This is a genomic window from Megasphaera elsdenii DSM 20460 (assembly GCF_003010495.1).
Taxonomy (GTDB): Bacteria; Bacillota; Negativicutes; order Veillonellales; family Megasphaeraceae; genus Megasphaera; species Megasphaera elsdenii.
The window spans coordinates 1,796,336-1,809,575 of the sequence record NZ_CP027570.1 but is presented as its reverse complement, the minus strand read 5'-3'; the positions used below and the strand labels follow the sequence as shown (position 1 = coordinate 1,809,575).

The 13,240-nt window shown below is 56.0% G+C and carries 11 protein-coding genes; 3 read left to right on the top strand and 8 right to left on the bottom strand.

All coding sequences use genetic code 11. The annotated features are described in order from the left end of the window. Nucleotides 1–24 precede the first annotated feature (24 nt). Nucleotides 25–1,587, top strand: coding sequence for a nitrite/sulfite reductase (locus C6362_RS08655; RefSeq protein ID WP_014017039.1), 1,563 nt, complete (start codon nucleotides 25–27; stop codon nucleotides 1,585–1,587). 111 nt (nucleotides 1,588–1,698) lie between these two features. Here C6362_RS08655 and C6362_RS08650 read toward each other — a convergent pair whose 3' ends face one another. Further along, nucleotides 1,699–3,054 carry an MATE family efflux transporter gene (locus C6362_RS08650; RefSeq protein WP_014017040.1) on the bottom strand — a complete coding sequence of 452 codons (1,356 nt, stop codon included), beginning with the start codon at nucleotides 3,052–3,054 and terminating at the stop codon, nucleotides 1,699–1,701. 195 nt (nucleotides 3,055–3,249) lie between these two features. On the opposite strand from C6362_RS08650, the gene C6362_RS08640 reads away from it, so the two are divergent. Continuing rightward, complete coding sequence (locus C6362_RS08640) at nucleotides 3,250–3,732, top strand: transposase (protein ID WP_014017041.1); 483 nt, start codon at nucleotides 3,250–3,252, stop codon at nucleotides 3,730–3,732. Nucleotides 3,733–3,965: 233 nt separating this feature from the next. On the opposite strand, the gene recO is transcribed toward C6362_RS08640, so the two are convergent. The 7 genes from recO to C6362_RS08605 are packed head-to-tail and all read right to left on the bottom strand — an operon-like array spanning nucleotide 3,966 to nucleotide 11,135. Further along, nucleotides 3,966–4,709 carry a DNA repair protein RecO gene (gene recO, locus C6362_RS08635; RefSeq protein ID WP_014017042.1) on the bottom strand — a complete coding sequence of 248 codons (744 nt, stop codon included), beginning with the start codon at nucleotides 4,707–4,709 and terminating at the stop codon, nucleotides 3,966–3,968. After that, the gene (locus C6362_RS08630) at nucleotides 4,699–6,048 is read right to left on the bottom strand and encodes a hemolysin family protein (RefSeq protein WP_014017043.1); all 1,350 of its coding nucleotides are present in this window, start codon (nucleotides 6,046–6,048) and stop codon (nucleotides 4,699–4,701) included. Before C6362_RS08630 ends, recO begins: the two co-directional genes overlap by 11 nt. Before the next feature lie 11 nt (nucleotides 6,049–6,059). Then, nucleotides 6,060–6,953 carry a GTPase Era gene (era, locus tag C6362_RS08625; protein ID WP_014017044.1) on the bottom strand — a complete coding sequence of 298 codons (894 nt, stop codon included), beginning with the start codon at nucleotides 6,951–6,953 and terminating at the stop codon, nucleotides 6,060–6,062. Between the two features lie 18 nt (nucleotides 6,954–6,971). Beyond that, the gene (ybeY, locus tag C6362_RS08620; protein ID WP_014017045.1) at nucleotides 6,972–7,445 is read right to left on the bottom strand and encodes an rRNA maturation RNase YbeY; all 474 of its coding nucleotides are present in this window, start codon (nucleotides 7,443–7,445) and stop codon (nucleotides 6,972–6,974) included. 14 nt (nucleotides 7,446–7,459) lie between these two features. Continuing rightward, on the bottom strand, nucleotides 7,460–8,422 hold the full coding sequence (locus C6362_RS08615; protein ID WP_014017046.1) for a PhoH family protein: 963 nt from the start codon (nucleotides 8,420–8,422) through the stop codon (nucleotides 7,460–7,462). 14 nt (nucleotides 8,423–8,436) lie between these two features. After that, nucleotides 8,437–9,387 carry a TIGR01212 family radical SAM protein gene (locus tag C6362_RS08610; RefSeq protein ID WP_014017047.1) on the bottom strand — a complete coding sequence of 317 codons (951 nt, stop codon included), beginning with the start codon at nucleotides 9,385–9,387 and terminating at the stop codon, nucleotides 8,437–8,439. Then, entirely contained in the window at nucleotides 9,384–11,135 is a 1,752-nt protein-coding gene (locus tag C6362_RS08605) for a B12-binding domain-containing radical SAM protein (RefSeq protein ID WP_014017048.1), read from the bottom strand. The genes C6362_RS08610 and C6362_RS08605 overlap by 4 nt, the downstream gene beginning before the upstream one ends. 165 nt (nucleotides 11,136–11,300) lie before the next feature. On the opposite strand from C6362_RS08605, the gene nadE reads away from it, so the two are divergent. Beyond that, complete coding sequence (gene nadE / locus C6362_RS08600; protein WP_014017049.1) at nucleotides 11,301–13,205, top strand: NAD(+) synthase; 1,905 nt, start codon at nucleotides 11,301–11,303, stop codon at nucleotides 13,203–13,205. Nucleotides 13,206–13,240: the final 35 nt, after the last annotated feature.

Sequence of the window (13,240 nt, the reverse complement as noted above, 5' to 3'; positions counted from 1 at the left end):
AATTAATTAAGGGGTGTTTATGAAATGACTCAGATCACGAAGGAAACAAAAGAAGAAATACGCAGCCGTTTCCCGCAGTTCGCCGAAGCGACGCGGGCTTTTTATGCCAAGGAATTGCCGCCGGCCAAATATAAGGGCACGTCGGGCAAGTTCGGCAGCTATGGCGAACGGGGGGCCCATAGCAACATGCTGCGCCTGCGTTTTTCTGGTGGTGCCATCGAACCGGCACACATCGCCTTTTTGAAGGATGTCCTCGACCGCTATGACATCGACCTCATCCACTTCACGACGGGTGAAGCCCTGCAGCTCCACCACCTGAACGAAAAAGAAGTCCTCGACCTCTATCAGGAATGTTTCGACCACGGCATTTACTGCGTCGGCGCAGGCAGCGACAACCCGCGTAACATCACGGCCAGTCCGCTCCACGGCGTCGCTCCGGGCGAATACTTCGACATGACGCCGTACATCAAGGCAGCAGCTAATTTCGTCATCAACTGTATTCCCAAGTTCAACTTGCCGCGAAAATATAAGATCAGTTTCTCCAGCGGTCTCGACAACGAAGGCCACGCTACCTTCAAGGACCTGGGCTTCGTGGCCCGTCCGGACCACACCTTTGATGTCTATGCCGGCGGCGGTTTCGGCCTCAACGGCTCGCGCTTCGGCATCCTCATCGACGAAGGCGTCGCTCCGTTGGATATTTCCTACTACATCCTGGGCTATGGCCGGGACGTCTACATGAAATACGGCGACTATGAACACCGCGGCCAGAACCGTTCGCGCTTCATCCTCAATAAGCTCGGCGACGATGCGTTCCGTCAGGCCGTCCGCGATGCCGTAACGAAAGCCAAGGCTGAAGACGATTACCGCCTGACCATTGAAGAAGAAACGCCCCTGGCCAAGAGCGGTGCCGACGACAGCATCCTCGAAAATGGCCGCATTGGCAAACAGAAACAGGAAGGTCTTTATTACGTCGAATACAAGCCTTTGGGCGGCACGCCGGAAGTAGCTGTCTTCCATGAACTGCTGAAGACGCTCCAGACCATGGAAGGCGCTGAAATCCGTCTCAACGCCGACGAAACGGCTTATATCATCAACCTCACAGCCGACGAAGCCCGCAAAATCGCAGCCCTTACGGCCGACGACACGGCGACGACGACTTTTGAACATTCCGTCAGCTGCATCGGCGCGACGGTCTGCCAGCAGGGCCTGCGCGATTCTCACGGCACCTTCGTCAAACTGGCCAAGATGTTCAAAGACCGCGGCATCGACAGCCACTTCCTGCCGAAATGCCATTTCTCGGGCTGTCCGTCGAACTGCACGGTCCAGCAGCTGGCTCCCCTGGGCCTGCGCGGTGCCAGCAAGAAAGTCGGCGACAAAATGGAACCGGCCTTCAACATATACGCCGGCGGCAACTACGCCATCGGCAAAGGCGTCATGGGCGAACAGATCGGCGTCATCACCATCGAACACCTGCCGAACTTCTTCCTGGCCCTCAACCAGGCACTCCTCGATGCCAACCAGTCCTACGACGAATGGTATCCGCAGCATAAAGAAAAACTCATAGAATTAGTCAATCAGTTTGAATAGAAAAAAAGGGCTTGTCGCACGACGACAAGCCCTTTTTGAGTATTAAGTTTGCAGTTTGTAGTTTTTAGTAAAGGTTTTTAAATTGTTAGTGGCTAGGGGTTAGTAGAACCTTTATGCTTCCACTCTTCTCTCAACACCTTTGGCTTTCATGGTGTGCATGACCCAGAAGTAGGAGCCGCCTGTGAACAGGCAGGCCATGACCCAGCAGATGGGACTGGCACAGCAGATGCCGAAGTAGCCCCACATGGCGGCCAGGACCAGGGCCGAAACGCTGCGGCCGCCCAGTTCCAGGATGCTGCTGATGAGGGGTACGCTGGAAATACCCATGCCCTGCAAGGCGTTGCGGTAGACGAAAATCTGGCCCAGGAAGATATAAAAAGGAACGGACATCTTCAGATAGAGGAAGGCCTGTTCCATGAGGATTTCGTCATGGTCCGTCGTGAAGACGCTGATGAGTTCCCGCCCATAGCTGTACATGGCAACGGCTGCGACCAGGCAGAACGCCAGGGACACGAGGGAGCACTGGCGGACGCCCTGGCGGATGCGGCCGTACTGGCTGGCGCCGTAGTTCTGGGCCGAATAGACGGCCATGGCGATGCCGAAGGAAATCATGGGCTGCAAGGCCAGCTGTTCGATTTTCGTCGCCGATACGAAGCCGGCAATGGTTTCGGGTCCAAAAGTATTGCAGACCGACTGGAGGACCAGGATGCCCATGGAGATGATGAGGAACTGGACGGCCATGGGCAGACCCAGGCGCAGGTGCTGCCAGGCAAAGGGCCAGTCGAAGGCCCAGTCGGCCCGGGTCAGGCGCAGCATGGGAAAACGGCGGCGCATGAAACACAGACAGAGTATGGCCGAAACGGCCTGAGCGATGACCAGGGCGATGGCCGAACCGGGAACGCCCCAGCCAAAGACGACGATGAACAGCAAGGCCAGGGCGATGTTCAAGAGGGACGACACGATGAGGAAATAGAGTGGAGTCCGGCTGTCGCCGAGGGCCCGGCAGATACAGGACAGGAGATTATAACTCATCATGGCCACCAGGCCGAGGACGACGATGAGCATATAATGATAGGCATCGTCGTATAAAACATCAGATATGTTCATAAGCCGCATGATGAGCGGCATGGCCAGGCTGACGCCAAGGGTCAGCAGAAGCGTCAAAGCCAGGGCCAGCATGGCTGACGTCGTCACAGACCGGCGCACGCCGTCCATATCTTCAGCGCCGAAGCGCTGGCCTGTGATGACGGAAAAACCGGACGACAAGCCGATGGTCAGACCAAAGACGGCCATGAAGACCGGCGCGACGGCACCGACAGCAGCCAGGGCATTGACACCGATGGTCCGGCCGACGATGATGATGTCGGCGATATTATAGAATTGCTGGAAAACGTTTCCTATCAAAAGGGGCACGGTAAAAGCCAGGATGAGGCGGATGGGATTGCCCGAAGTCATACTGCGAACCATAGAATCGTCCTTTCTGCACAACGTGCACGAAGTGAAAATATTTTTATTATACCACGCTGTCCAGCAAAAACAAGTTCTAATCTTTTTTTAATGAAGTTCTCCCTTTTTTTAATATTCCTCTCATAATTGTCCGGTACAATCGAAGCAACGACACAGCTTGTTTTAAAGGTTTTGTTATCTTGGAGGTGCAGTCCCATGTATCACAGACCGTTTTTTTCTATCCCCTCATGGCTGGAACCATTCTCCACCGTTCCCCGGTACCAGCTCATCACGCTCTGTACGTACCAAAAGGAAGAGACTTTAGGGAAAGTCCGGCGCCATCAGGGACAGCATGTCTGGCAGCCGACGGACTGGGGCATGGCTGCGACGCGGGCCCTCAAAGCCATGCAGCGGAACAACCAGATTGCCATCATCAAAGAATTTACGGTCATGCCCAACCACATCCACTTATTCATCTTTTATAAGAAATTCCATCCCCGCCTGCCAGAATGGTTCATCGAAAAGGTCAAAGAATTTCTGCTCTACTACATCGAGCCGCCCCGCGAATGGCCGTCTCCCATCTGGGAAGAGCCGGTAGAGGCTCAGATGGTCTATACAGATGCGGCTCAATACGCCGTCGCTGAAAGTTTAAAAGAATATGCCCATCACTGGAAATACGACCCGCTGCATAAACGGTGAAGGGAGCAAAAAGAGGCTGCCGCATGTGCGACAACCTCTTTTTAGTTGTTAGTTGTTAGTTGTTAGTTGCTAGTGGTTAGCGGATGGCTTTAAATTTAGGGTCCTCTTCTACAAACTCCGTGCTACAAACTATGTTGAAAGAGCAACCTCTCAGTCAGCTTCGCTGACAGCTCTCCTATCAGGAGAGCCAGGCGGGCCGATCCTACGAACCACTAGCCACGAACCACGAACCGCTAGCCACGAGCCACTAATAATTCCGGTGTCTTCATCTGGCGTTCGCTGCATTGGTTTACGTAGTTGTAGAGCAGGGCTTCCAGGAATTTCAAGTCCGATCCGCGCAGGTTCACTGTTTTTTCGGTTCCCCAGGGATAATGGACCAGGGTCTTCCAGGTCTGGCGGACAGTCGGCGTCAGTGGCAGTTCTTTCATGTTTTCCGGCATTTCGTCGTCGATGTAATAGACGGGCTGCTGGCAATAGCCCTGGCCCTGATAGAAGACGCGGGCCGTGTCGATGTCCGGCAGGAAGCCGGTCAAGGCCATGAGCTGCCAGCCGGCGATGAGGGTGACGATGCGGACGTCCTTGAGTTCAATGGCCCGGCCGTAGAGGCGGACCAGGTTATACAGGACTTCGTCGGCTTCGCCGCCGGCCATGAAGAGGACTATTTCGACGAAGATCTGCGAATAGACATAGCCGTCCCAGGTCAGCTGGCGAAGGCGCTTGTTGCTGCGGCAGTCGTATTCCGTCAAGGTGTAGACGCCATCCTTTTCAAAGACGTCGAAGGTCATCTCCGCCAGCGGAGCCAGCGTCCCATAACCCATCTTGCCCTGGGTACTGCGGCGGGCCAGGACATGGAGGATGCCGGCCTGCCGGGTCAGGACGGTGACGACGAGCTGCTTGGCACTGGTCTTGCGGACGGTCAGGATGATGCCTTCATAGGACCGCGACGGCTTGCGGCCGTAATACCCGCTACGCCTCATGGTCCGCCTCGGCGTCTCCTTCCTCTCCGTTTCCCGCCCCTTCCCTTTCCGGAAGGGGTTCCGCTTTCAGACGGACAATGCGGAACCGCTGCATTTCCAGGACCGTAAAGCGGTACATCCCGATAGTGACTTCATCGTGAACTTTCGGCGTATGGCCCAAGGCATTGAAGACATAGCCGCCGATGGTATCCGTATCGACGTCGTCTTCGACGGGGATGTGCAGCAATTCTTCTACGTCTTCCAATAAGACCGTGCCGGCAAATTCATAGGCACCGTCCGGCAGGGGCTGGATTTCTTCTTTTTCCTGGGTGTGTTCGTTCTGGATCGTGCCGACCAGTTCTTCCAGGATATCTTCCAGGCCGATGAGGCCGACGGTGCTGCCGTATTCATCGACGACCATGGCCAGGTAGGTCCGGCGCGTCCGCATGAGCTGCAGGAGTTTCGACGCCGGCATGATTTCCGGCACCATGAGGATGGGCCGCTTGATGAGATTCAAATTGCTGCGCTTATGGATGTAGAGGTCCATGATATCCTTGATATGGACCAGGCCCAGGACGTGGTCCTTGTCGTCTTCGCAGAGAGGATAGCGCGTATGGCGCGACTGGCGGATGGTCTGCATATGCTGACTCATCGTATCTTCCGTATAGAGGCAGACGATGTCCTGACGGGGCACCATGATTTCCTTGGCCAGGCGGTCGGCGAAATCGAAGACGTTGCCGATGAGTTCGCTTTCGACCTGATCAATCTTGCCTTCTTTATGGCTGGCCGTGACCAGCATGCGGATTTCGTCTTCAGAATGGGCCATGTCGATTTCATTGGTCACATCGAGGCCGCGGCCGGCCAGGATGGCCCGGCCCAGCCAGTTGCCGAAGAGGATGAACGGCATGAGCGGGCGGCTCCAGGGCTGGATGAAACGGCGCAGGGCCTTGAGGCTCTTTTCCGGGCGCTGGAGGCCGATGGACTTGGGGATGAGTTCGCCAAATACCCAGAGGATGAAACAGAGGACGATGCCGGCACAGATTTCGATGAGCCAGATGAGCCACGTGTGGCCGATGTAAGGCGCCAGGAGGCCGTACAGACCATAGAGGCCGCAAAAGCCGGCAGCCCCGGCGATGAGACCGGACAAGGCCATGCCGAGCTGGGCCGTCCCGAGAAAGACGATGGGCTTGTCATAGAGGGACAAGAGCGGCTTCAGCGACGTATCGCCATCGCGGACGAGTTCTTCCAGATATTCCCGGCGCAATTGGGCAAAGGCGAACTTGCCCGTAACGCAGATGGCGCTGACGGCCAGGCAGATGAGGAAGACGAGGAGACATTGGACGATTGATTGTACTTCCATCGTACTGCCCCCTACTCGTTCTTGTAGCCCAATTCACTGAGGGCGCCCGACTTGTTGCGCCAGTCCCGTTTGACCTTGACCCAGATGTCGAGGTAGACCGACGACCCCAGGAGGTTTTCGATTTCCTGGCGGGCCAGGTTGCCCACTTCTTTGAGGACGGCGCCATTCTTGCCGATGACAATGCGTTTCTGCGAGTCCCGTTCGACGTAGACCGTGACCCGGATATAGACCTTGTTCTTGCCGCGCTGGGTCATTTCTTCGACATAGGCGGCGATGGCGTGGGGTACTTCATCGCGGGTGCAGCGGAAGAGCTTTTCCCGGACGATTTCAGCGACTAAGAGCCGTTCCGGCTGGTCCGTAATCATGTCGTCCGGGAAATACTTCGGCCCTTCCGGCAGGATCTTGCGCAATTCGTCGACGACGGCATCGACATTGTCCCCTTTCAGCGCCGAAATGGGGATGACCTGGGCAAAGGGATAGAGTTCGGCATATTCCGTAATCTTTTTCAAGATTTCTTCCTTGCTCATGACGTCGATTTTATTGATGATCAAAAAGACCGGAACGCCGACGTCTTTCAATTTTTCCAGGACGAAGAGGTCGCCAGGGCCTTTCTTTTCATTGCCGGAAATGAGGAACAAGACGGCATCGATGTCGCGCAGGGACTGGTAAGCCGCTTCATCCATAAATTCCCCTAACTTGTGCTTCGGCTTGTGGATGCCCGGCGTATCGAGGAAGACGATCTGACATTCGTCGTCCGTATGGATGCAGAGGATGCGGTTGCGCGTCGTCTGGGCCTTATCGGAGACAATCGAGACTTTGTGTTTGATGATATGGTTGATGAGCGTCGACTTGCCGACATTCGGGCGGCCGACGACGGCGACGAACCCCGATTTAAATGATTCCATAGATATAGTGACTCCTCCTTATAATTCTTCGCCTTCGCGGACGTAGCCCAGGCGCTGTAAAATAAATTCTTCTTCTTTACGCATTTCGGCTTTATCGTCCGGTTCCATGTGGTCATAGCCGAGGATGTGCAGCATGCCGTGGATGGTCAGGTAGGCCAGTTCCCGTTCAAAGGAGTGGCCGTATTCATCGGCCTGTTCCTGGACTTTTTCCAGAGAAATGATGATGTCCCCCAAGAGGGCCGTGTCCGGGCCGTCATACCCGTCGTCTTCGCCTTCATTGAGGGCAAAGGACAGGACGTCCGTCGGCCGGTCGATATTGCGGTACTGCTTGTTCAGCTGATGGATGTAATCATTGTGGCACAAGAGGATGCTGATTTCCGCATTGGGCCCCAGGCCGTAGACCAAAGCTGCTTCTTCACAGACGCGGTCGATGACTTTTTCATATTCATCATGCTGGAACGACGGATCTTCGTAATTGATGTTGATATTCATGGATATCCCCCCAATCAGTGGTCTTGTTTATAATAAGTTTCGTAAGCCCGGATGATGCGGCCTACCATATCGTGACGGACGACGTCTTCATCGCTGAAATAGACCATGCCGACACCGCGGACGTCTTTGAGTATCTTTTCGGCTTCGGTCAGACCCGACATGCGCCGGTCGACGAGGTCGATCTGCGTGGCGTCGCCGTTGACGACAACCCGCGAGTGGTTGCCCATACGGGTGAGGAACATCTTCATCTGTTCCCGCGTCGTGTTCTGGGCTTCATCGAGGATGATGAACGACTCTTCCAGAGTCCGGCCGCGCATGTAAGCGAGCGGCGCGACTTCGATGATGTTGCGGTCGATCATCTTCTGGAACTGGTCGTAGCCGAACATATCGGCCAGGGCATCGTACAAGGGGCGCAGGTAGGGATCGATCTTTTCCTGTAAGTCCCCGGGCAGGAAGCCCAGCTTTTCCCCGGCCTCGACAGCCGGCCGGGTGAGGATGATCCGTTCAACTTCGCGGTTCTTCAAGTAAAAAGCCGCCAGGGTCACGGCCAGATAGGTCTTGCCCGTCCCGGCCGGCCCGATGCCGAAAGTGACCAGGTTCTTGCGGATGGAATCGACGTAGCGCTTCTGGCCCAGCGTCTTGGGTTTGATGAGACGGCCCCGGGCAGAAATGCCGACAGTGTCTTCATAAAGGTTGTGCAGGGCCTCTGACTGCCCTTCTTTGATGAGTCTGGCCGAATAGCGGACGTGCTGCGTCGTCAAGTACGTATTTTCCCGGAATAAGTAGCGCAGGACGCGGAAGACTTCGGTCACGCAGGCCACATCCTGTTCGCTGCCGACAATCATGGCCGTATCACCGCGGACGGCAATACGGCAGTCCGGAAATTCGCGCTGCATCGTCTTGAGAAATTCATCTTTCATGCCCAGGACGGCCCGGGCTTCACGCAAATCGGAAAATTGCAGTTTCTTTTCTACCAAAATGAGATGCTCCTTTATGTCATGAATTTACGGACGGCTTTGCCGTGCAGGTAGTCACAGCGGGCTCCCTGCCGGGTGTCCCGTCTTTCCAGTTCTTCGTCGATCATGTCGCGGATGCGCCACCAGCCCATGCCCCAGTTGGCGAAATCCGTCGCTTCTTTCGGCGCCCGGCCGATGAGGCGCTGGAAGACCGTATCGGGCCGGCTGTATTCGAGGAAGGCCACGACGCGGCGGACATATTCTTCGCAGGTCCAGAGCTTGATATCCCCTTGGGCGTACCATTCGGCCATGGCCGTGTGCTTGATGATGTACAGGGCGTGGAGTTTGACTTCGTCGGAACCGAGGGCAGCGATGATTTTGGCCGTTTCGATGGTATCTTCCATCGTGTCCCATGGCAGGTCGAGGATAACGTGCGTACAGGTCCGGAAGGGATAGGCCCGGAGCATGATCATGGCATCGATGTATTCCGCGACAGTATGACCGCGGTTGATTTTGACCAAGGTCTTATAGTTTACGGTCTGCAAGCCCAGCTCGACGAGGATATCGACGCCGTACTTTTCTTTGATATCGGCCATGATATCCAGATAGGTCCTATTGAGGCAGTCCGGCCGGGTCGCTACGGCCAAGGCGACGATATCGGGCTGGCAGGCGGCGACGAGGTAATCCCGGAAACGGTCCGGCGGCAAATAGGTGTTGGTGAAATTCTGGAAATAAGCGATGAACTTGTTGGCCTTGTATTTCGGCTTGATGTGGGCCATGTTCTGTTCAATCTGCTGGCCAATGGTCACCGTCGCCGGCAGGTTTTCATACCCGGCGCCGATAGAGCCGCAGAAGGCACAGCCCCGGACGCCCAGGGTCCCGTCGCGGTTGGGACAGGTATCGGGGATGCTGATAGGCAGTTTATAGACTTTTTCGCCATAAGTCTCTTTTAAATACGTCGAATAGACGCGATAGCGTTCGTTCACAATGATTCTCCTTTGACCGGGATAAGGCACCAATCGGCCCGGTCTTTCTTCTTTTCTGCCAATACATAGGCATCGTCTGCGGGCACGGCTCCATAGCGGCTCAATTCGGCCTTCAGGGCCGGGCTGGCCGGCCAGATGCGATAGCGCATCTTGATATCGCGCCAGTTGGTAAAACGATAGTCTTTCGCATAGGTCTGCAGCCAGGCTTCGTCGCGGAAGATGGCGTCGGTCTCACTGCGCGGCGCTTCGCTCCAGCCGAGGAAGCCGGCCTGGAGGCGGAAGCGGAAAAAGGTCAGCATATCCAGGGCCAGCAGTTCTTTGGCCAACGCCTTCTGGTCTGCCGTCAGCGGCAGGACTTCTTCAAGGCAGTGGCAGAGGAAATGACATAAGGACTCATCAGACAAGGCCTTTTGGTCATTATGCAGGACGAGCCACTCCCCTGTCAAGGCTTCGTAGAGTTTCATATAATCCGGTGCAAAGAGGCGGCCGAGCCAGTTGAAAAGATATGTGAATTTCCCGGAGTTATAGGTCCGTTCAAAGACGTCTTCCAGGACCTTCAGATAAGCTACTTTTTCATAAGGCAGCCACGTCGTCGCCAGGACTTCATACGGCCCCTGGGGATCATAGCGGTAATCGCCGGGATAGTCGCGGCGGATGCCGGAGCCCTTGAGGAGCTTCAAGAAGCCAATCTGCAGCTTGTGCGGACGGAGGGCATAGATATCGTTGAAGGACTGGCGCAGATGGTCGTAGTCTTCATAAGGCAGGCCGACGATGAGGTCCAGATGGAGGTGCATCGTCCCCAAAGCGACGAGGCGTTCCATGATGTGCGTAATGCGCGGCCAGTCATTATGGCGGTGGATGGCCTGAAGCGTCGGCTCATATGTCGTCTGGATGCCCATTTCCAGCTGAATCCGTCCTTTCGGCGCCCGGGCCAGGAGATCGATATCGTCATCGGTGAGGACGCCGGGCTCGATTTCCAAGTGGAAATTGATGGGCTTATCGACGCCGATCATGTATTCGATGAGGGGCCGATGATGAGCGGGACTGCAGTTAAAGGTGCGGTCGACGAACTTGACCTGATGGACGCCGGCATCGACGAAGGCCTGCAGTTCCTTCAGGACCAGCGGGACTGAGCGGAAACGGACGCGGTCGTTCATGCCGGACAGGCAGTACTGGCAGTGGAAGGGGCAGCCCCGGGAACTTTCATAGTACATGATGCGGTGGTCCAGTTCGCGGAAATCCTGGTGTTCATAAGGGAAAGGCAGGCTGTCCAGGTCTTCCACTTCCTGGAAGGTTTCATCGCCTTGGATGACGCCGTGGACGCGGCCCAGGACGCCGGGCACTTCCGTCCCGTCGCGGCCGGCGGCCAGGGATTTCAGGAAGGCCGGCACCATGTCTTCCCCTTCCCCCTGGAGGACATAGTCGATGTGTTCGTAGTCTTCCAGGATCTGCCGGGCCGTATAGGATACTTCCGGGCCGCCGACGAAGATTTTCGTGTCCGGGAAGACCTGTTTCACCAAGTCGATGAGATGGCAGGTCATGTCGATATTCCAGATGTAGCAGGAAAAGCCGATGGCATCAGCCCGAAAAGACGCGATGTGGCGCAGGATGTCATAGACATTCTGATTGATCGTGTATTCAGCCACAGCCACGTCGACGCCCTGGTGTTCGCAGGCCGTCGATAAACAGCGCAGGGCCAGGGACGATTGGATGAATTTGGAATTCAGGATAGTAAGCAGTGTGTTCATGGAAGACCTTCTTTGAATTGTTATATGTATATATAAGTATACCGCAAGGACGGCGTTCTGTCATGTCTTTTCCGCCCCTGGCCGGGGACAGCCTTTTCGCCGGCCCCTTTTTATGATAAGATGAGATAGTATATAGATTTTCCCCTATGAAAAGGAGGCTTTTCCTTGTTTAAAATAGCACTTGCCCAGACAAACGTCCACCCTGGCAATCCACGGCAGAACACGGCCGTCATGAAAGACTTCATTGCCAAGGCCAAAGCCGCCGGCTGCGACCTCATCGTCTTCCCGGAACTCGCCATCCCGGGCTACCTCATCGGTGACATTTGGGACCAGCCCGACTATATCGACGACTGCGCCCGCTTCGGCGAAGAAATCAAAGCCTTGTCGGATGGCATAGCCATCATCTTCGGCAACGTTGCCAAAGAAACGGACCGGGTCAACCTCGACGGCCGGACGCGGAAATACAACGCCATGTTCATCGCCTATAATGGCCGCTGGATTTCGCCGGCCCGTTCGCCTTACCCCTTCTACATCAAGACGCTCCTGCCCAATTACCGGGAATTTAGCGACATCCGCTACTTCACATCGCTCATCGAAGTCGCCCAGGAACGCCACGCCTTCCCAGAAGACTTCCTGTCGCCCGTCCAGATTGCCTTCGACGACGGCCGGAAATTCCGCATGGGCCCTCTCATCTGCGAAGACAGCTGGGATGAAAATTATCCCTTCAAGCCCATGAGCTATTTAGGGAAAATGTACGACATCGATATGTTCATCAACATTTCCAACTCGCCCTTCACCCTGGGCAAGACCCAGCGCCGCCACCGCCTGTTCGGCCAGGCCATCGACAAGGTCCACTGCCCGGCCATCTACGTCAACTGCACGGGCATCCAGAACAACGGCAAGAATATCTACACTTTCGACGGCGCCAGCAGCACCTACCAGAAAGATGGCTCGCAGCACGTCGAATGTACGCCGTTCACTGAAGAAATGACCATCGTCGATTTCGATGAAACGACGCAGCGCTTCGTCTCGCCGGCCCACTTGCAGCCGGAAAAGAGCCAGATCGATGACATCTACGCCAGCCTGCACTACGGCCTGAAATCCTTCATGGATGCCATTGGCGTCCACAAAGTCGTCCTCGGCGTCTCTGGCGGCATCGACTCGGCGGTCAACGCCGCCCTCTATGCGACGGTCCTGCCGCCGGAAAACATCCTCCTGGTCAACATGCCCAGCTGCTACAACTCGGACATGACCAAGAGCCTGGCCAAGGAACTGGCCGACAACATCGGCTGCCTGTATACGGTCGTCCCCGTCCAGGACAGCCTGGAACTGACGCGGAGCCAGTTCAGCCAGGCAAAGCTCAGCCAGGGCGGCCAGGACAAGGGGCAGCTGGAACTGACGAGCTTCATCGAAGAAAACATCCAGGCCCGCGACCGATCCAGCCGTATCCTGGCCGCAGCCGCTGCCGCGTTCGGCGGCGTCTTCACGTGCAATGCCAATAAAGCCGAACTGTCCGTCGGCTATGCGACCCTTTACGGCGACAGCGCCGGCTACCTGGCTGCCACGGCAGACTTGTGGAAGCATCAGGTCTACGACCTAGCCCGCTATCTCAATGAAACCGTCTTCCACCGCGAAGTCGTCCCGCAAGGCAGCATCGACATCGTCCCCAGTGCCGAACTGTCGGACAAACAGGATATCACCAAAGGCCAGGGCGACCCGATCATCTATCCCTATCACGATTACCTCTTCGCCGCCTTCGTCGAACGCTGGCAGCGGGCGACACCAGAATCGATTCTCGAATGGTACATCGACGGTACCCTGGAAAAGAACATCGGCTGCTCCGTCGACGTCCATCAGCTCTTCCCGACGGCCAAAGCCTTCATCGACGACCTGGAACGGTGGTGGCGCCTCATCGCCGGCTTCGCCGTCGCCAAGCGCATCCAGAGCCCCCCTATCCTCTCCATCAGCCGCCGCCCCTTCGGCAACGACCTGCGCGAATCCCAGCTGACACCGTACTACACGACGCGCTACCTGGAAATGAAAGAACGCCTTTTGGCAAATGAAGCGTAAAAAAACGCCTGCTGTTTCTGCAGCAGGCGTTTTTT